General features: G+C 66.9%; 18 protein-coding genes. 9 read left to right on the forward strand and 9 right to left on the reverse strand.

Annotated elements, in window-relative coordinates:
* Positions 1-127 precede the first annotated feature (127 nt).
* The 3 genes from BCEP18194_RS34280 to BCEP18194_RS34290 form a co-directional block, all read right to left on the reverse strand.
* Positions 128-1,711, reverse strand: coding sequence for a Na+/H+ antiporter (locus tag BCEP18194_RS34280; RefSeq protein ID WP_011355903.1), 1,584 nt, complete (start codon positions 1,709-1,711; stop codon positions 128-130).
* A gap of 242 nt (positions 1,712-1,953) precedes the next feature.
* Entirely contained in the window at positions 1,954-3,387 is a 1,434-nt protein-coding gene (locus BCEP18194_RS34285; protein WP_011355904.1) for an aldehyde dehydrogenase family protein, read from the reverse strand.
* A gap of 29 nt (positions 3,388-3,416) precedes the next feature.
* The gene (locus BCEP18194_RS34290) at positions 3,417-5,057 is read right to left on the reverse strand and encodes an acetolactate synthase large subunit (protein WP_011355905.1); all 1,641 of its coding nucleotides are present in this window, start codon (positions 5,055-5,057) and stop codon (positions 3,417-3,419) included.
* Between the two features lie 351 nt (positions 5,058-5,408).
* Here BCEP18194_RS34290 and BCEP18194_RS34295 point away from each other — a divergent pair, with 351 nt between their 5' ends.
* Positions 5,409-5,726, forward strand: a complete 318-nt coding sequence (locus BCEP18194_RS34295; protein ID WP_041493359.1) for a type II toxin-antitoxin system RelE/ParE family toxin — start codon at positions 5,409-5,411, stop codon at positions 5,724-5,726.
* A 3-nt stretch (positions 5,727-5,729) separates the two neighbouring features.
* Positions 5,730-6,029, forward strand: coding sequence for an addiction module antidote protein (locus tag BCEP18194_RS34300; protein ID WP_011355907.1), 300 nt, complete (start codon positions 5,730-5,732; stop codon positions 6,027-6,029).
* Between the two features lie 48 nt (positions 6,030-6,077).
* Here the strand turns inward: BCEP18194_RS34300 and BCEP18194_RS34305 are convergent, their stop codons facing one another.
* The gene (locus tag BCEP18194_RS34305) at positions 6,078-7,364 is read right to left on the reverse strand and encodes a DUF445 domain-containing protein (protein ID WP_011355908.1); all 1,287 of its coding nucleotides are present in this window, start codon (positions 7,362-7,364) and stop codon (positions 6,078-6,080) included.
* A 327-nt stretch (positions 7,365-7,691) separates the two neighbouring features.
* Between BCEP18194_RS34305 and BCEP18194_RS34310 the strand changes: the two genes are divergently transcribed.
* From BCEP18194_RS34310 to BCEP18194_RS34335, 6 genes are all read left to right on the forward strand, one after another.
* Complete coding sequence (locus BCEP18194_RS34310; protein ID WP_011355909.1) at positions 7,692-8,432, forward strand: IclR family transcriptional regulator; 741 nt, start codon at positions 7,692-7,694, stop codon at positions 8,430-8,432.
* Between the two features lie 67 nt (positions 8,433-8,499).
* The gene (locus BCEP18194_RS34315; RefSeq protein ID WP_011355910.1) at positions 8,500-10,119 is read left to right on the forward strand and encodes an OPT/YSL family transporter; all 1,620 of its coding nucleotides are present in this window, start codon (positions 8,500-8,502) and stop codon (positions 10,117-10,119) included.
* 24 nt (positions 10,120-10,143) lie between these two features.
* The gene (locus BCEP18194_RS34320; protein ID WP_011355911.1) at positions 10,144-11,328 is read left to right on the forward strand and encodes an aminotransferase class V-fold PLP-dependent enzyme; all 1,185 of its coding nucleotides are present in this window, start codon (positions 10,144-10,146) and stop codon (positions 11,326-11,328) included.
* A 47-nt stretch (positions 11,329-11,375) separates the two neighbouring features.
* Positions 11,376-12,131, forward strand: coding sequence for a dipeptidase PepE (pepE, locus tag BCEP18194_RS34325; protein WP_011355912.1), 756 nt, complete (start codon positions 11,376-11,378; stop codon positions 12,129-12,131).
* 54 nt (positions 12,132-12,185) lie between these two features.
* On the forward strand, positions 12,186-13,331 hold the full coding sequence (locus BCEP18194_RS34330) for a porin (RefSeq protein WP_011355913.1): 1,146 nt from the start codon (positions 12,186-12,188) through the stop codon (positions 13,329-13,331).
* A 79-nt stretch (positions 13,332-13,410) separates the two neighbouring features.
* Complete coding sequence (locus tag BCEP18194_RS34335; RefSeq protein ID WP_011355914.1) at positions 13,411-14,370, forward strand: DUF1177 domain-containing protein; 960 nt, start codon at positions 13,411-13,413, stop codon at positions 14,368-14,370.
* A 47-nt stretch (positions 14,371-14,417) separates the two neighbouring features.
* Here BCEP18194_RS34335 and andAa read toward each other — a convergent pair whose 3' ends face one another.
* From andAa to andAc, 4 genes are read right to left on the reverse strand one after another with little or no spacing between them, the layout of a single operon-like run.
* The gene (gene andAa, locus BCEP18194_RS34340) at positions 14,418-15,638 is read right to left on the reverse strand and encodes an anthranilate 1,2-dioxygenase system ferredoxin--NAD(+) reductase (RefSeq protein WP_011355915.1); all 1,221 of its coding nucleotides are present in this window, start codon (positions 15,636-15,638) and stop codon (positions 14,418-14,420) included.
* Positions 15,628-15,954: an anthranilate 1,2-dioxygenase ferredoxin subunit AndAb gene (gene andAb / locus BCEP18194_RS34345; protein WP_011355916.1), complete on the reverse strand. Its 327-nt coding sequence runs from the start codon at positions 15,952-15,954 to the stop codon at positions 15,628-15,630. The genes andAa and andAb overlap by 11 nt, the downstream gene beginning before the upstream one ends.
* 20 nt (positions 15,955-15,974) lie before the next feature.
* A complete protein-coding gene (gene andAd / locus BCEP18194_RS34350; protein ID WP_011355917.1) occupies positions 15,975-16,463 on the reverse strand; it encodes an anthranilate 1,2-dioxygenase small subunit AndAd in 489 nt (162 codons plus the stop codon).
* Between the two features lie 12 nt (positions 16,464-16,475).
* Entirely contained in the window at positions 16,476-17,747 is a 1,272-nt protein-coding gene (gene andAc / locus BCEP18194_RS34355; protein ID WP_041493361.1) for an anthranilate 1,2-dioxygenase large subunit AndAc, read from the reverse strand.
* Positions 17,748-17,960: 213 nt separating this feature from the next.
* Here andAc and andR point away from each other — a divergent pair, with 213 nt between their 5' ends.
* On the forward strand, positions 17,961-18,920 hold the full coding sequence (andR, locus tag BCEP18194_RS34360; RefSeq protein ID WP_041493362.1) for an anthranilate 1,2-dioxygenase regulatory protein AndR: 960 nt from the start codon (positions 17,961-17,963) through the stop codon (positions 18,918-18,920).
* Positions 18,921-19,067: 147 nt separating this feature from the next.
* On the opposite strand, the gene BCEP18194_RS34365 is transcribed toward andR, so the two are convergent.
* Complete coding sequence (locus tag BCEP18194_RS34365) at positions 19,068-19,958, reverse strand: LysR family transcriptional regulator (RefSeq protein WP_011355920.1); 891 nt, start codon at positions 19,956-19,958, stop codon at positions 19,068-19,070.
* Between the last annotated feature and the right edge of the window lie 51 nt (positions 19,959-20,009).

Consider the following 20,009-nt stretch of genomic DNA (forward strand, 5'->3'; position numbering starts at 1 on the left):
GATTAAAATCCGCGCAATCGGCGGGTGCGGGAAAGAAAAAAAGCGCGCCGGGCAGCGATCGGCCCGGGCGCGCTTCGGGCCGGCTGGCACCGGCTGCTCGATGGCGGAATGACGAAGGCGTGCGGCCTTACCCGCGCGCGTGCTGCGCGGACACTTCCTGCAGGTCGAGGTCGCGTTCGAGCGCGTGCAGCATCTCGTCGTGGATGTGGCCCGAACGGTGCAGGCGCAACAGTTCGGTACGCCCCGCCTTGATCGCGGCCAGCACGACGTCGTAGTGTGCGGCACGCACTTCTGCCGGATACGTGGGCTCGTTCTTCGCCCGCTCGGTCAATTCCGCGCGATACGTGTACTGCTCGAGCAGGCGCGGATGGATCACGACCCCGTTCTCGTCGCGCACGAGCGGCTGGATCGCCGCGAGCTGCGCCGCCTCGATGTACGCCCACGTCTGCGGCTCGGTCAGGTGGTGCGCCGCGCGTTCTTCGCGCTGCGGCAGGCGCAGCAGCCGGATCAGCGGCCCGATCGTCGTGCCCTGCAGCAGCACGGTGACGAGGATCACCGCGAACGACGCGACCAGGATCACGTCGCGGCCGGGCATTGCCTCGGGCAGCGACAACGCGATCGCCAGCGTGACGACGCCGCGCATCCCGGCCCAGCTCATGATCGTCGCGGCTTTCCAGTCGGGCGCTTCGCCGCGCCGCGCGATCCCGCGCACCGGCCACTTCAGCGCCTCGACCGCGTAGATCCACACGAAGCGCGACACGATCACCGCCGCCAGCACCGCGAACATCGGCGACACCATCGTGGCGAGCACCTGCTCGAAGCCGCCGAGCCGGTGGATCGCGCCGCGCAGCGACAGCCCGATCAGCACGAACACCATCGCTTCGAGCAGGAACACGATGACCTGCCAGAATGCGGTGCCGCGCGTGCGCACGGCTGCCGAGAACACCTCGTGCTGGTGCCAGCCGACGATCATGCCGGCCGTGACGGTGGCGATCACGCCGGACACTTCAACCATTTCCCCGGCGATATACGCGATCCAGCCGGCGATCACCGCAACGGTGATCACGAGATAGTCGTCGTCGAGCAGCTTCAGGAACCACACGACGAGCTTGCCGACCACGATGCCGACCACCACGCCGCCGAGCCCGAGTTCCGCGAAACCCACGACAGCGTGGCCGAGGCTGAATGTGCCCGACAGCGCCGCGACAACCGCAAAGCGGAACAGCACGAGGCCGGCCGCGTCGTTCAGCAGGCTCTCGCCTTCAAGCAGCACCATCAGCCGGCGCGGCAGCGCGACGCGCTCGAGCACGGCCTTCGCCGCAACGGCGTCAGGCGGCGACACGATCGCGCCGAGTGCAAAGCATGCGGCCCACGGCAGCGACGGCGCCACCCAGTGCACGGCGAAGCCGACCGCGAATGTCGTGAACACGACCGCACCGATCGCCAGCAGCAGGATGCCGCCGACGTTGCGCTTGAACTCCTCCCACACCGAGAAGTACGCGCCATCCATCAGCAACGGCGGCAGGAACACCAGCAGCACCAGTTCGGGATCGAGATTGATCGGCGGCAGGCCGGGGATGAACGCGATGCCGATGCCGCCGATCAGCAGCGCGGCGGCGGGCGGCAACCGCAGCCGCTTGGCGATGCATTCGAGCGCGACGATCGCAAGGAATGACAACAAAACCAGCTTGAATGCCGAGACGGGAGACATGAATCGACCTCGTGAAGAATGAATTCGCGCTTTCCGGTGTCGTACCCCGGTCGGCAGTTTGGCGCGATTACATCACGAGGCGCGACCCGCAGTCGAGCGCGTTCGGGCAGCGCGCTACGGGCACATGGCAAGCCCGGTGCCGGCCCGGTGCGTGCGGCGCCATGAAAAACGGCACGCGGGCCGGCCCGATCGCCCGCCCGAGTGCCGTCGCGGCACCGCGCTGCCTGCGCGTTACCGGCGTGTTACCGGCGCCGCACGACCATCAGCCGCAGCTCTGTCATGTCCTCGATCGCGTAACGGATCCCTTCGCGGCCAAGGCCCGAATCCTTCACGCCGCCGTACGGCATGTTGTCGACGCGGAACGACGGCACGTCGTTGATCACGACGCCGCCGACCTCCAGCTCGTCCCACGCACGCTGCGCATGCGTGAGTGAATCGGTAAACACGCCGGCCTGCAGCCCGAAGTCGCTATCGTTCACGCGCGCGAGCGCATCGTCGAAGCGGTCGAACTTCTCGAGGATCGCGACGGGGCCGAACGCCTCCTTCCGGTACAGGTCCTGCTCGTGCCCGACGTTTTCCAGCAGCGTCGCCTCGAACATCGCGCCATCGACCTTGCCGCCCGCGACGATCTTCGCGCCTGCCGCGACGGCCGCGTCCATCCAGCCCGACAGCCGGCGCGATTCGGATTCGGAGATCATCGGGCCGACGAACGTCGACGGATCCTTCGGATCGCCCATCTTCAGCGAACGCGTCTTCGCGATCAGCTTCTCGCGCAGCGCGTCGTACAGATCGGCATGCACGAGGATCCGCTGCACGCCGATGCAGCTCTGGCCCGACTGGTAGTACGCGCCGAACGCAAGACGCTCGACCACGTAGTCGAGCCGGTCGCGCTGGTCCGCATCGACGATCGCGGCCGCGTTGCCGCCGAGTTCCAGCACGACTTTCTTCTTGCCGGCCTTCTCCTTCAGCGCCCAGCCGACGGCGGGCGAACCCGTGAACGACAGCAGCTTGAAACGCTCATCGGTCGTGAACAGGTCGGCGCCGTCGCGATGCGCGGGCAGCACCGAGAACGCGCCCTTCGGCAAGTCGGTTTCCGCGAGCACCTCGCCGATGATCAGCGCGCCGATCGGCGTGCGGCTCGCGGGCTTCAGCACGAACGGACAGCCGGCCGCAAGCGCCGGTGCGACCTTGTGTGCGGCGAGATTCAGCGGGAAGTTGAACGGCGAGATGAACGAGCACGGGCCGACCGGCACGCGCTTCGTGTAGCCCGTATAGCCCTGCGCACGCGCGGAGATCTCGAGGTTGATGATTTCGCCGTCGATGCGCACCGATTCTTCGGACGCCACGCGAAACGTGTCGATCAGCCGCGTGACTTCGCCCTTCGAATCGTTGATCGGCTTGCCGGCCTCGATGCACAGCGCCTCGGCCAGCTCGTCGAAGCGCTCGCGAAAGCGCGCGACGCAATGGTCGAGCACGGCCTGCCGCTTGAAGGCCGGCAGCTCGCGCATCGGCTTCGCGGCATCCACCGCCGCGCCGATCGCCGCGTCGATGGCCTTCGCATCGGCCAGCGCGACACGCGTTGCGACCTTGCCGCTGAACTTGTCCGTCACTTCCAGATCGGTGTTCGCGTAGACGGCTTCGTTGGCGAGGTAGTACGGATAGGTTTCCTTCAGCATGGAACGACTCCTTCCTGTGAACGGGACATTCAGAGTTGCGCCGACAGGCGCTTGATCTCGCGGTTCAGCACGCGCTCGTTGTCCGAGTAGTCGATCGGCACGTCGATCACGTGCACGCCCGGCGACGAGAAACACTCGCGCAGCAGCGGCTCGAGATCGTCGGCCGTTTCCACGCGATGCCCGTGTGCACCGTAGCTTTGCGCATACGCGACGAAATCGGGGTTCTGCAGCGTCATCGCGAAATCGGGGAAGTTCATGTTCTCCTGCTTCCAGCGGATCATCCCGAACGCGTCGTCGCGCACGATCATCACGACGAGGTCGAGCTTCAGCCGCACGGCCGTTTCGAGCTCCTGCGAATTCATCATGAAGCCGCCGTCGCCGCACACGGCGATCACCTTGCGCTGCGGATGCACGATCTTCGTCGCGATCGCCGACGGCAGGCCCGCGCCCATCGACGCAAGCGCGTTGTCGAGCAGCAGCGAATTCGGCTCGTGTGCGCGCCAGTAGCGCGCGAACCAGATCTTGTACATCCCGTTGTCGAGACAGACGATGCCGTCGACCGGCATCGCGTTGTACAGATCGTTGACGATCCGCACCGGGTACATCGGGAAGCGCGGGTCGTGCTGGCCCTTCTCCAGATGGGCGTCGAAATGCTCCTTGATCATCGCGAAGCGTGCGAAATCCCAGTGCGGCTGCGGCGCGAGCGCCTCCTTCATCTGCCACACCGCGTTCGCGATGTCGCCGACCACCTCGATCTGCGGGAAGTAGACGGGGTCGACCTGCGCACCGAGGAAGTTCACGTGGATCACGGTCTTGTCGTCGGTACGCATGAAGAACGGCGGCTTCTCGATCACGTCGTGGCCGACGTTGATGATGCAGTCCGCATGCTCGATCGCGCGGTGCACGAAATCGCCGTCGGACAGCGTCGCGTTGCCGAGCCACAGCGGGTGCGTCTCGTCGATCACGCCCTTGCCCATCTGCGTCGTGAAGAACGGGATGCCCGTCTTGTCGACGAATTCGAGCAGCATCTTGCAGCTGGTCTTGCGGTTGCCGCCCGCGCCGATCATCAGCAGCGGATGGCGCGCGGCCTGGATCGCGTCGACCGCATGCGCGACCGCCTTCTCCTCGGCCACCGGCCGCCGGCTGTAGCTGCGCGGGATCGGCTTGCCGTCGCCCTCCTCGTGCGCGATGTCTTCCGGCAGTTCGAGGTGGGCGGCGCCCGGGCGCTCTTCCTCCGCGCGACGGAACGCCTCGCGTATGGCCGACGGGATGTTGCCGATCGACACGATCTGCCGCGTGAACTTCGTGAGCGGCTGCATCATGTCGACCACGTCGACGATCTGGAAGTGGCCCTGCTTGCTGGATTTGATCGGCTTCTGCCCGGTGATCATCAGCATCGGCATGCCGCCGAGCTGTGCATACGCGGCGGCCGTCACGAAGTTCGTCGCGCCGGGCCCGAGCGTGGCGATACACACGCCGGTGCGGCCCGTCAGGCGGCCGTAGGTGGCGGCCATGAACCCGGCCGCCTGCTCGTGCCGGGTCAGCACGAGCTTGATCTTGGATCGCCGCAGCGATTCGAGCAGATCGAGGTTTTCTTCGCCGGGAATGCCGAACACATACTCGACGCCTTCGGCTTCCAGCGCCTTCACGAACAGATCCGATGCTTTCATGGGGACTCTCGGTTGATGCCGCCTGCCCGGCCTACGGACACGCAGCGTTCAGAACGCGCGCCGGCCTACGGCACGCGGACGCTTTACCTACTGGACACAAACCACGGCACTGCCCGCCGCGCAACGCGCGCTGCACGGCGGCGCCTCCGGAAGCCGGAGGACAAACGGACCCGCCCGCGCGCGGCAAGCACGCACGGGCGGCAAAGACGTTTTTGATTGTAGACGGATTCGGAAGATCCCGACTTCGGCCGAACGGCCAATCGGCACGCAAACGAAGCGCGCGGCCCTACTGTAGCGGCAACGAAACTCGACACATCAGACATGTGAACCATGGTTGACACACTGCAATCCATGCCCTACAGTGCGCCTACGTTCAGCATCCGGACCACCGACGTCTTCGACGCCTGGTTTTCCCGCCTGCCGGATCGCGTCGCGAAGCGCCGCATCCAGGCGCGCATCGACCGCCTCTCGATGGGCAATCCGGGCGACTGGAAGTCCGCCGGCTCGCCGGTCGTCGAGATGCGGATCGACCACGGCCCCGGATATCGCGTCTACTACGTGAGGCGCGGAACGATCTGGGTCATCCTGCTCTGCGGCGGCGATAAATCGACACAGCAGGCCGACATCCGCGCCGCGCACGCGATGCTCGCGCATCTCGACATGGAGTAACCGATGGACAAGATCAGCACCCGGCCGTGGGATTCGGCCGATCACCTGAAAACCGAAGACGACATGGCCGACTACTTCGAAGCGTGCCTGCAGGAAGGCGGCGACGATCCGGCCTTCATCGCGCACGCGCTCGGCGTGATCGCGCGTGCACACGGCATGTCGCAGGTCGCGCGCGATGCGGGCCTGTCGCGCGAAGGGCTGTACAAGGCGCTGTCGCACGACGGCAACCCGAGCTTCGGCACGATCCTGAAGGTCATCAAGGCGCTCGGCCTGCAACTGCACGGCTCGAAAGCGCACGCATGATGGGCGGGCGCGGCCCGTCGCGGCCACCGCGCGATGCCGATGGCCGCGTCAGTGCAGCCAGCCGGCCGCCCAGCGCGGCACCAGCGACACCAGGTACAACCCGAGCCCGATCAGCCCGCCGACCAGCGTGCCGTTGATGCGGATGTATTGCAGATCCTTGCCGATGTTCAGCTCGATCTGCCGCGACATCTCGCCCGCATCCCAGTTACGCACCGTGTCGCGGATATGGCGCATCAGGAAATCCGCGAAATCCGGCGCCATCTCGTGCACGGCCTTCTCGACGTGCTCGTTCAGCGACGCGCGCAATGCCGGGCTCTCCGAGAGCCGCGCACCGAGCCAGCCGCCGAGCATCGCGGCCTGCCGGTGCAGCGTCGAATCGGGGCGCGCGAGATCGGCCTTCAGCCACGCGCGCAACTGATCCCACAGGTCGCGCGCATACTCGTTGAACGCGGCGCCGTCGCGGATATAGCGCTTGATCTCCTCGCCCTTCTCGATGAAGGCGGGATCGTGCTTCAACCGCTCGGTCAAGCGCACGACCGTCCGGTCGAAGCGCTGCCGCAGTTCGTGCTCGGGATCGGCCGCCACGCCTTCCAGCACGCGGCTCACCGCGCTCGCGAGCATCCGCGCGCCGTTCTCGCCGAACCACTGCGTCGGCATGATCTTCTCGACCTTCGGGTACTGCGTCTTCAGCCATTCGACGATGAAGCCCGCGATCACCTCGCGGTTCTCCTCCTTGTCGAGCACGTCGACCACCTGTTCGATCGCATCGTCGAGCAGCGCCTGGTGACGGCCGTCCTTCGTCAGCGTGTCGAGGATCGCACCGGCCGATTGCGACAGGTCGACCCGGTCGATCACCGCGCGAAACGCGTCGTGCACGAACGACTGGATCCGCGCGTCGTCGGTCATGTCGAGCGCGAAACTCATCAGCTTCGTCACATAGCCGCCGAGGGCCTCGGTGTTCGCCGGCTCGCCGAGCCACGCACCGAGCTTCTGCGCGGGATCGTGCTGGCGGATCTGCGCGGCGAGCGCGTCCGGGCCGAGGAATTTCTCGCGCACGAACACCGCTAGGTTGTCGGCGATCTTGTCCTTGTTCTTCGGAATGATCTCGGTATGGCGCGACACGAACGGGATCGGGACGCGGCGAAACAGCGCGACGACCGCGAACCAGTCGGCGAGCGCGCCAACCATCGCGGCTTCGGCCACGGCCTTGACGCCATCGACCCACGGGCCGCGCGGCAACAGGATCGTCGTGACGAATACCGCGACGGCGGCCAGCAGCAGCCACAGTGCGCGGCGCTTGCTGCGTTTCAGTTCGAGGGCTTTGTCTGGCGTCATGGGCAACCGGTCGGGCGAACGATGCCGCCAATATGCACCGAGTCGGCGGCCGCCGACAAATGACCGGCCCTTTTTAATGGCCTGATCGCAGCAGCCGCCAGCCAGGCGGTCGAGCCATTCCCCCCCGTTTTTCAGGCGACGCCCCACCCGCCTCCGGCTGGCTTCCTCCCTTCACAACGACCGCCGGGACACGCCCAGTCGCCCGCTCAGCCTTGCCAGCCGGACTGTCTCTCAATCTCGCGTTTACCCGGATAGCACGACGTCGTCGCGTCCGCTCAGACTGTATTCACATTTCGAGACACTGTCTCTCATATAGAGACGAACATCATGCTCAAGACACTCAGCAGCGCGCTGCAACTGATGCAGTACTTCACCGCCCAGCAGGCCGTTTGGGGCGTCCGCGAACTCGCGAAGGAAAGCGGCGTGCATCACGCGATCGTCCATCGCGTGCTTGCGACGTTCGCGGCCGAGGGCTACCTCGTCCAGGACGACGCGGGCCGCTACGCGCTCGGGCTGCGCTGGTTCGAGATGGGCGAGATCGTGCGGCGCTCGCTGTCGCCGTCGCAGATCGTCGAGCCCGCGCTGCACCGGCTCGCGCAGCAAAGCGGCGAGACCGTGTTCCTGTCGCTGCTCGACGGTTACGAAGGGCTGTGCCTCGACATCGCGCATGGCGACCAGCAGTTGCGCTTCTCGATCGAGGAAGGCCAGCGCTTCGCGCTGCATGCGGGCGCGCACGGCAAGGCGATCCTCGCGTTCCAGCCCGATGCGATGCGCGACGAAGTCTTCGCCCGTGCGACGAAGGCCGGCCAGACGGTCGACCGCGCGGCCATCGAGGCACGCCTCGACGTGATCCGCGAGAACGGCTGGGTCTATACCCGCGAAGAAGCGGCCACCGGCGTCGCGGGCCTCGCGGTGCCGCTCACCGCAAAGGGCAGCCGCTCGGTCGCCGGATCGCTCGCGATCTCGGGGCCAATGCAGCGCCTCGACGAATCGGCCGTGCCGCGCCTGCTCGACGCGCTGAACGACGCGCGCCGCAAGATCGAAAGCGTGCTCAGCCTGATGCGCTGAGCACGTTCCACCACCCGTTACCGCTGTCGCACACCACAACAAACGACAGGCATCCGGAGGAGAACCCATGAACGCCCTTCAAGACGCGCCGGCCGGCGAACCCGCCGCGCCCGCCACCCCGCCCGGCGCCACGCGCGTCCGTTTCGCCGAACCCGTGCTGCTGATCGTGTCGGTCGTGCTGTCCGTGCTCGGCGCGATCATCGGCATGCAGCTGATCGTGTCGCTCGGCATCTCGGCAAACACGTCGATCATCGGTGCGCTGATCGCCATCGTGTTCTCGCGCATCCCGCATGAACTCGCGCGGCGCTTTCGCGTGCTCGAACGCCAGAACCTCGTGCAGACGGCCATCTCGTCGGCCACGTTCGGCGCGGCGAACTCGCTGATGATCCCGATCGGCGTGCCGTACGCGATGGGCATGCCCGAACTCGCGACGCCGATGCTGATCGGCGCGCTCGCCGCGATGCTCGTCGACGGCACGATGCTGTACCTGCTGTTCGGCAGCCGGATCTTCCCGGCCACAGGCAGCTGGCCGTCGGGCGTCGCGACCGCCGAAGCGATCTGGGCCGGTGACCGTGGCGGCCGCAAAGCCGCGTTCCTCGGGATCGGCGTCGCGGTCGGCGTCGCCGGCGCGTGGCTCGGCATTCCGATGTCCGCGTTCGGCGCGGCATTCCTCGGCAACCTGGCCGCACTGACGATGTTCGGCCTCGGCCTGCTGATCCGCGGCTACTCGGTCGCGCTGACCGGCGTCGACATCGCGAAGGCCTACATCCCGCACGGCGTGATGATCGGCGCGGGCATCGTCGCGATGCTGCAGGTGTCAACCGAGATCCGCCGCGCGCGCCGCGCGCCGATCGACGAAGCGGGCACCAGCGACGTGTCGCCGCTGCGTGCTGGCCGCATCCTCGGCCTCGGCTACGTGGTCTACATGCTGATCGCGCTCGTGATCGTCGGCTGCACCGGCGGCTTCTCGGAAATGTCGACCGGCATGCTGATCGTGTTCGTGCTGTATGCGGCGTTTTCGGCGTATATCCACGAGCTGATCGTCGGCATCGCCGCGATGCACTCGGGCTGGTTCCCGGCCTTCGCGGTCGCGCTGATCACGCTGACGATCGGCATCCTGATCGGCTTCCCGGCGCCCGCGCTCGCGGTGCTGGTCGGCTTCTCGGCCGCGACGGGCCCCGCCTTCGCCGACATGGGCTACGACCTGAAGACCGGGTTCCTGCTGCGCGGCTCGGGCCAGGACCCGGCCCTCGAAATGGCCGGCCGCCGCCAGCAGTTCCTCGCGGCGACGCTCGGCTTCGTCGTCGCCGGCATCGTGGTTGTGCTGTTCCACCACGGCTTCTTCAGCCGCGACATGCTGCCGCCGGTCGATCGCGTCTACGCGGCGTCGATCAAGGCGGGCTCGTCGTGGGACATCGCGCGCGACCTCGCGATCTGGGCCGTGCCCGGTGCGCTGCTGCAGTGGCTCGGCGGCGCGAAGCGCCAGCTCGGCGTGCTGCTGTCGACCGGCATGCTGCTCACGTCGCCGCTCGCGGGCTTCGCCGTGCTGATCGGCCTCGCGATCCGCTTCATCCTGCTGCGCACGCGCGGCGAACGCGACATCGCCGAGATGAGTGCGTTCGCGGGCGGCGTGATCGCGGGCGATGCGCTCTTCAGCTTCACGCGCTCGCTCATCAAGCTCAAGTAATCCGTTTCACCAACAGGACTTCAGATGGACATCACTGCAATCCGCGCCGATACGCCGCTGACCGCATCGACGATCTACCTCGATACGGCCGCCGCGTCGCTGCCGCCCGAGCCCGTGCTCGACACCGTCAACGACTATCTGCGCGACACCGGCCGCGTCGGCATCTACCTGCCCGCGTTCCGCAAGGCCACCTATGCGCGCGTCGATGCCGTGCGCACGCAGCTCGCCACCTTCCTCGGCGCACAGGCCGACGAGATCGCATTCACGAAGAACGCGACCGAAGCGATCTCGCTCGTCGCGCAGGGGCTGCGCTGGCAGCCGGGCGACGAAGTACTCGTCGCCGATACCGAGATGCTCAGCAACCTGCTGCCGTGGAAGCGGCTCGAAGCGACGCACGGCATCGTCGTGAAGATGATCGCCGCGAACGACGAAGGGCTGCTCGCGCCGGACGCATTCGCGCAGGCCATCACGCCGCGCACGCGCCTGCTCACGTTCTCGCACGTGCCGAACTCGTCGGGCGCGCTGCAGGACGCCGCCGCGCTGTGCGCGGTCGCCCGCGCGAACGGTGTGCTGTCGCTCGTCAATGCATCGCAAAGCGTCGGGATGGTCCAGACCGACGTGCGCACGCTCGGCTGCGATTTCCTCGCGGGCTGCGGCCGCAAGGCACTGCGCGCGACGGAAGGATCCGGCTTCCTCTACGTGCAGCGCGACCAAATCGACACGCTCGAACCGGTGCTCGCCGGCTGGTGGAACGGCGCGTACGACCGGACGACCGGTGCGCTGTCGTTCGTCGCCGGCGCGAAGCGCTTCGAAGCCGGCTGCCCGATCGTGCCCGCGATCCTCGGCCTCGGCGCCGCGCTCGACTATGCGCAGCGCATCGGCGTCGCGCAGATCGAGGCACGCGTGCGCGACCTCACCGCCTATGCGGTCGAGCGCTTCGCGACGCTGCCCGGCTTCGAGCTGTACGGCCCGCGCGATGCGGCGCGCCGCATCGGCATCGTGCCGTTCAACCTGCGCGGCATCGATCCCGCGACGATCGTCGCGGCGCTCGAGGCGCAGCACTGCATCATCGAAGCCGGCAACTTCATGGCCGACGCGATCCTCGCGCGCTACGGCGTGTCGACGATGGCGCGCGTGTCGCTGCACTACTTCAATACCCGCGAAGAAATCGACCGCGTCGCCGAGCTGATCCGCGCGGCGGCCTGCTGACCCCCGCCCTACCCGACCCGACTACCGATACAGAAACAGGAGCCACCATGAACCAACGCTTTCTGCTGATGAGCAGCTCCCGCAAGGACGCGCTCGGCTATCTCGAACACGCGACCGAACAGATCCACGCGCTGCTCCGCCACGAAGTGCGCAAGATCGTCTTCGTGCCCTACGCCGGCGTGTCGTTCAGTTTCGACACCTACGAAGGCATGGTGAAGCCGGTGTTCGAGAAGCTCGGCTATGCGCTCGAATCGCTGCATCACAGCACCGACCCGCGCAAGACCATCGAGAACGCCGACGCCATCGCGGTCGGCGGCGGCAACACGTTCGCGCTGCTCAAGCGCATGTACGACGCGAATATCGTCGACGCGATCCGCGCGCGCGTGCACGCGGGCGTGCCGTACGTCGGCTGGAGCGCGGGCAGCAACGTCGCGTGCCCGACGATCCGCACGACCAACGACATGCCGGTCGTGCAGCCGCCGACGCTGCGCGCGCTCGGCCTCGCGCCGTTCCAGATCAACCCGCACTTCATCAGCGGCAAGCCGGCCGGCCACAACGGCGAGAGCCGCGAGGAACGTCTCGGCGAATTCCTCGACATCAACGCGCCCGAGCAGGTATTCGCGTTGCCCGAGGGCTCCGCGCTGCTGTCCGACGGCACGACGGGCACCGTGCTCGGTGAGCGTGGCGCGCTGCATTTCGCGAGCAAGACCGACGTGCGCACGCTTGCGGAGAACGCCACCTTCCCGCTCGCGTCGATCACGGGCCCGGCCGGCATCGACTCGTGGCCTGACTTCCAGAAATAAGCGCCGGTTACCCCTTTTAAAAAAACAGTCCCATATCGGTTAGGAGACCTTTTCATGAAGAAGCAGCTTGCCGGACTCGCGCTGTTGGCCGGCGCGACGGGTGTCGCGCATGCCCAGTCCACCGTGACGCTGTACGGCGTCATCGACGTCGCAATCGGTTACCAGACGCACACCAATCCGTCCGGCGATCGCACGATCGGCCTGCAGCAGGGCAACGAGGGCTTCCTGTCCGGCAGCCGCTTCGGCCTGAAGGGCAACGAGGCGCTCGGCAACGGCTGGAAAGCCGGTTTCACGCTGGAGAACGGCTTTCTCGCGAACAACGGCAAGCTCGACCAGCAGGGCCAGCTGTTCGGCCGCCAGGCGTTCGTGAAGCTCGGTCACGAGCGCTGGGGCGAGCTTGCGCTCGGCCGGCAGTACACGACCGGCAACACGATGCTGTACTACGTCGATCCGCTCGGCGTAGGCGCCGCGCCGACCAATTCATGGCAGGTCTACCTGGTCGGCCAGCGCTACGACAACGCGGTCAGCTACACCGGCACCTACGGGCCGATGCAGGTGATCGCCGAGTACGCGTTCGGCGGAATCGCAGGGGACACGCGGGCACGCTCGTCGATGTCGCTCGGCGTCGAGTACGAATCGGGCCCGGTGACGCTGATCGGCGATGCGCAGCAGACACGCGACACGCAAAGCCGCCGCGCGCGGATCTACCTCGCCGGCGCGAAGGCCGCGATCGGCAGCGTGAACGTGTTCGCGAACTACCTGCACAGCGATCGCGATGCCGGCTTCGATTCGTCGAACGGCGGCGCCGACACCGCGTCGATCACGAGCATGGCGTCCGGCTCGCCGACCGCCGCCGTCACGATCAACTCGGTGTTCGACTCGCATCGCCGTGACGACTTCTTCACCGTCGGCGCGAGCTGGCGCGCGACGCCCGTGTGGAACTTCGTGGTCGCGGGCATGCACAACCGCACGCTCGCCGACGGCTTCAACGGCGCGCGCAGCACCGTGTACGGCGTCGCCGACTACAGCCTCAGCAAGCGCACCGACGTGTACGTCGCAACGTCGTACGAATGGACGCGTGGCGGCTGGTCCGGCCTGTTCGGCAACACGACGACCAACGCGGCAGCCGCGAAAGGCTCCGCACTCAACGGCCGCAACGAGCAGCTTTCCGTGCTGCTCGGCCTGCGGCACTTCTTCTGACCCACCGCGCATTCGACCGATGCGGCCCGCGGCGCGGCGCACGACCGCCGCATCGGCAACCTGAATCAAGAGGCATTCGATGGCACTGAAACAGACCCTCGTCATTTTCGACGCGCTCGATGGCGCGATCGTCAACGGGCAGCACATTGCCGCGCTGTTTGCGCCGTATGCGGCGCATGGCGTGACGGTCGAGGTCACCACGGTCAATAACGAACCGCCGGAAGACCCGACGAAGACGACCGACTTCATCACGATCGTGATTCCCGGCTCGCGCGGCAAGACGGCCGGCGGCGATGCCCGCACGCTCGGCATCGTCGGCCGCAACGGCGCGATCGGCGCGCGGCCCGCGAAGTTCGGGATGGTGTCGGACGCGGACGGCCCGATCGGCTCGCTCGCGGCCGCGCTGAAACTCGCGGAGATGAAGGCGAACGGCGACGTGCTGCCCGGCGACGTGATCGTCACGACACACCTGTCGACCGATGTATCGATGAGCGAGAACAACGGCGTGCCGTTCATGGGGATGCCGGTTTCGTCGGCCACGATGAACCGCCATGAAGTGACGCCCGACATGGATGCCATCCTGTCGCTCGATGCGTCGAAGGGCAACCGGATCGTCAAGCAGCGCGGCTTCGCGCTGTCGCCGACCGCGATGCAGGGTTACATCCTGCGGATGGCGCCGGATCTCGTGTCGATCATGGAATCGACGACCGGCATGCCGGCCGTCACGTTCCCGATCTCGCTGCAGGACATCACGCCGTACGACAACGGGCTGTCGCACTTCAACAGCATCATGCAGCCGCACGTCGGCACCGACAAGCCGGTGGTCGGCGTCGCGATCACCGCGCGTGCGGTGGTCGGCGGCAGCGATTCGAGCGCGAGCCACGAAGTCGATCTGGCCGAAGCCGTGCGCTTCTCGGTCGAAGTCGCGAAGCGCTTCACGGCCGGCGCGTGCGAGTTCTACGATGCGAACGAATGGCGCAAGATTCGCAACGTGTATCCGGACCTGAGCGTGTTCCAGGGGTACGGCAAGGCCGCTTGACGAAGCAGCGCGCGGCGCGGCCGGATGATCGGGCCGCGCCTTCCCTGTTACATGAACGCCTTCAGATTGACCGCCGGATCCGCAAGCTTCACCGGGTCCGGCACCGCCCCCGCCGCAATCAAACGACGTGATGCGCCGATGTCGCGCCCCAGGTTCGCCGCGGCCACCGCGACGATCTTGCCGTCATCGCCCAGCCCGAACACCGTGAACGGCCCGTTTGCGGGATCGCCGCGCACGACGATCGTGCGCTCGCTGCCGAACAGCCCGAGCATCTGCAGGTTGCAGTCGTACTGATCGGACCACAGCCACGGCAGCTCGGCATAGGTGTCGTCGGCGCCGAGCACGTTCGCGGCCGCGACAGCCGGCTGGTTTTCGGCCACCTGCCACGATTCGATCCGAACGTGACGCCCGAGCAGCGGATTGAAGTGCATCGTCACCTCGCCCGCCGCAAAGATCGCGGGATCGACCGTGCGGCAGCCCGCGTCGACGCGTATCCCGTTGTCGATATCGAGTCCCGCCGCCTGCGCCAGCTCGACATTCGGCACGACGCCGATGCCGACCACGACGAGGTCGGCCGGCACGTCGCCACGATCGGTCTCGACGATCGCGCCGCCGCCCGGTGCGCGACGAATCGCGCGCGGCAGCGTCGCCATCTGGAAGACCACGCCGCGCGCATCGTGCAACTGATGCGCATACGCGCCGACCACTTCCGGCAACGCGCGCTGCAGCAGGCGCGGCGCCGGATCGATCACCGTCACCTCACAGCCGAGCTGGCGCGCCGCCGCCGCGACCTCGAGGCCGATGAAGCCGCCTCCGAGCACCGCCACTCGACGCCCCGGCAAAAGTTGCGCGCGCAACGTACGTGCATCGTCGACCGTACGGACGTAATGCGGCTTGACGCCTTCGTCGATCGCACCATCGAACGTGCGCACCCGCGAACCCGTCGCGAGCACGAGACTCGCATAAGGGAGCGTCGTGCCGTCGTCGAGCCGCACGCGCTGCGCATCGCGCTCGATCGCGTCGACACGCGTGCCGAGCCGCAGCTCGATGCGTTGCGCGTCGTACCAAGCCGCATCGCGCACGAACGCACGCTGCTCGCCGCCGTCGCTCAGCAATGCGTCCTTCGACAGCGCGGGCCGGTCGTACGGCAACTCGCGCTCCGCGCCGATCATCACGATGCGCGCCGCCGCATCGCGCTCGCGCAGCGCTTCGGCGGTGCGCCGCGCCGCATGCCCGGCGCCGACGATCACGAACGGATCAGCCGACATTGACTTCCACCTGCCCGCCGACGATCCGGATCGGATAGGTCCGTACCGGCTCCGTGATCGGCGCGCATTTCGGCGCACCGGTGCGGATGTCGATCAGCCCCTGGTGCAGCGGGCATTCGACGCAGCCGTCCTCCACATAGCCTTCGGACAGCCGCGCATGGCCGTGCGTGCAGAGGTCGTGCATCGCGAACAGTTCGTCGCCGATCCGGAACACGGCGATCGGCTTCTGGCCGGCGACGCGCGCCGCCGGTTCGTCTTCGGAGAATTCGTCGAAAGCGCCAAGCGGATGCCACTCGGCGAGCGTTGCTTCGGTCATGTCTGTTCCTTGCTTCCGTTTCAGATCGGGGTGGCGAGCAGCGTCTGCACGCGCGACGTGTCGTAGATCACCCGCTTGGTCTTGTAGCGCAGCCCGTCCGGCGTGCGCACGACCGTGTCGTAGTACTTGCCGGCCTGGTACACGTTCGACTCGCCGTTGCTGCGCGTCTGCACGACGACGTAGTTGCTCTCGGTGTCGATCTCGCCGTCGCGTTCCGCGACGATCGTCAGGCCCGACGTCATGTGCCGGTACGTGTGCTCTTCGTAGATGTTCGCGTGCCGCAGCGACACCACGCGGTCGCGCAGCATCCGCTGGTTCGTGCAGTGGACGATCCCGACCGGCAGCCCGAGGTCGGCGTTTTCCTTCGGCACGATTTCGTACGTGCAGTCCTCGGTGAACATCGTCGGCCATGCTTCGAGCCGGTTGTTGTCGAGGTGCCCGATATAGCGGTTCTGGAGCATGTAAATCTCGAACCACGTCTTCATGTCTTCCGTCAGGTTTTCCATCATTCCGCTCCCGCTTCAATAGCCCATCAGCTTCTGGTAGCCGACCCAGAACTTGCGGATCAGGCTTTCGGTGATCACCGTGTCCTGCTGGTCCGGATTGCCGCGCGACATCTCGATCACCGACGTCGCGTCGCCGTCGCGCACCGTGCCGCGCTGCACGAGCTCGGTCGCCTCCGTGTCCTCCATCGAGATGTAGCCGGCCGGCCCGACGAGGTTCGCCTGCTTGATGCGCAGCGCGCGCAGCTCGGGCGTATCGTCCGTGTAGCCGAAGAAGTGGAAGATCAGTTCGAAGTTGTCGGGGCCTTTCGGCAGGATCTGCCGTGCGACCAGCGTGTTGTGGATCTGCTGGATCACGAGCTGCGGGAAGATCGGCTGGATATGGTTCGTGCAGTCCTCGTCGTATTCCGACACGAGGTCGAGAATCGATTCGTCTTCCAGATGGAAACCTTCGTCGAACGAGCGGATGTTCTGCTGCTTGTACGCGGCCGACGTGTCGTCGCCCGTCTTCGTCACCGTGATGATGCTGTGCAGCCCGTGGTTCGCATCCGGGATCGAGCGCGCCTTCATCCCGACGCGGAAGATGTTGAAGGTCGTATGGAACAGGTGCAGCATGCTCGCGTGATACGGGTCCTTCACGTTCTCCATGTACAGCTTCCAGTTCGACTTCGAATACTGGCGCGTACAGCCGAGATACTCGATCGGCTTGTGGAAGATCCGGTCGATCCACGGCCGCATCTGCTCGCCGAGATAGTCGGGCAGCGGCATCACGTCGTCGCTGAAGGTGGCGAACACGAGCCCGCGATAGCTGTCGACGCGCAGCTTGCGCAGCCCGTGCTGCTTCGGGTCGAAGTCGGCCGGCATCCCGGACATCCCCTTCTGGCCGCGCCGGAACGGCACGCCGAGCAGGTTGCCCGAATTGTCGAAGCTCCACTGGTGATAGACGCACGTGTGCGAGTTCGCGTTGCCGCGCGACTTGCGGCACACCTGCGCGCCGCGGTGCGCGCAGCGGTTCACCCATGCGGACAGCGTGCCGTCCTCGGTGCGCGTGACGACCACCGGCGTATCGCCGACGAACGTGCTCTTGAAGTCGCCGGCGTTCGGGATTTCCGCTTCCAGCGCGACGAAGTTCCACGTCGGGCCGCGGAAGATGCGTTCCTGCTCGCGATCGTAGACCGCGCGCGAGCTGAACACCTTGTACGGCACGCGCGAGCCGTCTTCGTGCGGAAAGGTCACGTCGGATGCGTCGTCGCGCGTGGCGAAAACGACGGGCGATTCTGTCTGCTCCATGTCGGACTCCTGGTCGATCCGTTTCGTTGAATGCATGGAGCCGATTTTTGAAAAGCTAATATTCGCCGTCTATCCGGAAAGTGCGATTGCGGCGGTGCAATATCCACTTTCGGCGGATTTCTGCGCTAGCATGACGGCACATACGACCCCGCGCACGATCGCGACCCATTGATCGGATCGAAGCGCAGGCCGTCTACACCAAGGCTGATGCCCATGTCCCCAACGTCGTTCGAGCCGCTCGCGCTGCGCGCGCACCGGCTGTTCGAATCCCGCGATCTCGACGAGACGCGCGAGCGGATCTCGCGCGTGATGCAGCCGCATGCGCTGCTGCCGAGCGGCCGCACGCGTGGTGCGTCGCACATGGATTTCGTCAGGCTCGGCGGGCTCGGGATCGGCACGATCGCGTTCGGCGACGCGATGCGCGTGCAGGTCGACGCGGTCGACGGCTACTACCTGCTGATGTTCTGTTTGTCCGGCCAGGCCGAGGTGCGCGCGATGGGGCGGCAGCTCGGCGTCGACGGCCAGACCGGCGTGCTGTGCGCGCCCGGCGAGCGCTTCGACGCGGTGCTGTCGGCCGATTGCGAGCAGTTCGTGCTGCGCATCGACGCGGCGACCGTCGGCTCGCTGACCGGCGACCCGCGCGCGACGCTCGATCCCGTGCTGCACGTCAGCGACGCCGCGCTTGCCGCGTGGCGCCAGCAACTGATGCTCGTCGCACGGTCGCCCGAACTGCTCGAACGCGCGAACGCGAACCCGCGCGTCGCCTCCCAGCTCGAGCACCTGCTGATCGACCTGCTGATCGAAGGCCACCCGCCGTCCGTGCTGCGGGCGTCGCACCGCGACCCGGCACCGGGCTTCGTGCGGCGCGCGCAGGAGTTCGTGAACGCGCACTATGCGCAGCCGCTGCAGCTCGCCGATATCGTTCAGGCCGCCAACGTGCCGGAACGGACCCTGCGCGACGCGTTCCTGCAGTTCCGCGGCATGAGCCCGATGCAATACCTGCGCGCGACGCGGCTCGACCATGCGCGCGAGCTGCTGCGCGGCTCGGCGTCCGACCGGCGGATCGCCGATGTCGCGCTCGATTGCGGGTTTACGCACCTGGGGCGATTCGCGATCGCGTACCGGGAGAAGTTTGGCGAATCGCCGTCGGAAACGCTCGACGGGAAGCGCTGACGCCGCGTACGCTCGCGCGGCCGGCGGCTTGCCCGGCCGGGTCTCGACCTTGCCCGGAACGATATGAAACCGCGACGCGCTCCCCGCATTTGCGGGTGCCTGCCGAAACAGACCGTTAGTTGCGATTTATAGAAACAACGACGATCGTCATCCTGCCGGCACGATCATCTCCCGCGCGATCGCGCAAAACGCCGCCGTGACGGCGCTTTCGCCGTGCAGCCGGCGGCTCATGATGATCGGCGACGTCGCGGCCGGCTCCGGCAACCGCCGGTAGACCACGCCCTTCACGCGCACGCCTTCCACGCTCTCCGGCACCAGCGACACGCCCACCTGCGCGGCCACCAGCCCGAGCGCCGTCTGCAGCTCGCGTACCTCGTGAACGGCCGCCGGCACCAGCGCGCCGTCGCGCAGCGCGGACAGCTGCTGATCGGCGAAGCTCGGCCGCGGCGTGCTCGGATAGACGATCAGCGTCTCGTTCGCGATATCCGCGAGCGTCAGCGGCCGGGCCGGATCGGCCAGCGGATGCCCGATCGGCAGCGCCGCGATCAGCTTTTCCTCGATCAGCGCCTCGCGCACCAATTGGTCGTCGTCGAAACGCAGCCGGCCGAAACCCACGTCGATCCGCCCGCCCTTCAGCGCGCCGAGCTGTTCGAGCGTGAACATTTCGATCAGCGACAGTTCGACGTCCGGCTGCGCCTCGCGAAACGCGCGGATCACGTCCGGCAGCGCGCCGTACAGCGTCGACGGCACGAAGCCGATCACGACCCGCTCCGACAGCTGCGCAAGCCGCCGCGTCAGCGGGCCGAGCTCGTCGGCCTGGTCGACGAGGCGCTTCGCCTGCGCATAGAACACGCGCCCCGCATCCGTCAGTTTCAGCGGCCGCGCACCGCGCTCGAACAGCGGCAGCCCGATCTCGTCCTCGATCGCCTGGAGCTGGCGGCTGAGCGGCGGCTGCGTCATGTGCAGCCGCTCGGCCGCCCGCGTGATGTTCATTTCCTCGGCGACGGCGATGAAGTAGCGGAGCTGACGCAATTCCATTTCATGCCTCAAAGGTATGGAAGTAGTCGGAAAGAGTGTTGGACGACGCGG

This window comes from Burkholderia lata (assembly GCF_000012945.1).
GTDB classification, from domain to species: Bacteria; Pseudomonadota; Gammaproteobacteria; order Burkholderiales; family Burkholderiaceae; genus Burkholderia; species Burkholderia lata.

Excerpts from the sequence above, each read along its gene's own strand:
- BCEP18194_RS34280 (WP_011355903.1), bottom strand. The coding sequence starts at position 1,711 with ATGTCTCCCGTCTCGGCATTCAAGCTGGTTTTGTTGTCATTCCTTGCG.
- BCEP18194_RS34285 (WP_011355904.1), bottom strand. The coding sequence starts at position 3,387 with ATGCTGAAGGAAACCTATCCGTACTACCTCGCCAACGAAGCCGTCTAC.
- BCEP18194_RS34290 (WP_011355905.1), bottom strand. The coding sequence starts at position 5,057 with ATGAAAGCATCGGATCTGTTCGTGAAGGCGCTGGAAGCCGAAGGCGTC.
- BCEP18194_RS34295 (WP_041493359.1), top strand. The coding sequence starts at position 5,409 with ATGCCCTACAGTGCGCCTACGTTCAGCATCCGGACCACCGACGTCTTC.
- BCEP18194_RS34300 (WP_011355907.1), top strand. The coding sequence starts at position 5,730 with ATGGACAAGATCAGCACCCGGCCGTGGGATTCGGCCGATCACCTGAAA.
- BCEP18194_RS34305 (WP_011355908.1), bottom strand. The coding sequence starts at position 7,364 with ATGACGCCAGACAAAGCCCTCGAACTGAAACGCAGCAAGCGCCGCGCA.
- BCEP18194_RS34310 (WP_011355909.1), top strand. The coding sequence starts at position 7,692 with ATGCTCAAGACACTCAGCAGCGCGCTGCAACTGATGCAGTACTTCACC.
- BCEP18194_RS34315 (WP_011355910.1), top strand. The coding sequence starts at position 8,500 with ATGAACGCCCTTCAAGACGCGCCGGCCGGCGAACCCGCCGCGCCCGCC.
- BCEP18194_RS34320 (WP_011355911.1), top strand. The coding sequence starts at position 10,144 with ATGGACATCACTGCAATCCGCGCCGATACGCCGCTGACCGCATCGACG.
- pepE (WP_011355912.1), top strand. The coding sequence starts at position 11,376 with ATGAACCAACGCTTTCTGCTGATGAGCAGCTCCCGCAAGGACGCGCTC.
- BCEP18194_RS34330 (WP_011355913.1), top strand. The coding sequence starts at position 12,186 with ATGAAGAAGCAGCTTGCCGGACTCGCGCTGTTGGCCGGCGCGACGGGT.
- BCEP18194_RS34335 (WP_011355914.1), top strand. The coding sequence starts at position 13,411 with ATGGCACTGAAACAGACCCTCGTCATTTTCGACGCGCTCGATGGCGCG.
- andAa (WP_011355915.1), bottom strand. The coding sequence starts at position 15,638 with ATGTCGGCTGATCCGTTCGTGATCGTCGGCGCCGGGCATGCGGCGCGG.
- andAb (WP_011355916.1), bottom strand. The coding sequence starts at position 15,954 with ATGACCGAAGCAACGCTCGCCGAGTGGCATCCGCTTGGCGCTTTCGAC.
- andAd (WP_011355917.1), bottom strand. The coding sequence starts at position 16,463 with ATGATGGAAAACCTGACGGAAGACATGAAGACGTGGTTCGAGATTTAC.
- andAc (WP_041493361.1), bottom strand. The coding sequence starts at position 17,747 with ATGGAGCAGACAGAATCGCCCGTCGTTTTCGCCACGCGCGACGACGCA.
- andR (WP_041493362.1), top strand. The coding sequence starts at position 17,961 with ATGTCCCCAACGTCGTTCGAGCCGCTCGCGCTGCGCGCGCACCGGCTG.
- BCEP18194_RS34365 (WP_011355920.1), bottom strand. The coding sequence starts at position 19,958 with ATGGAATTGCGTCAGCTCCGCTACTTCATCGCCGTCGCCGAGGAAATG.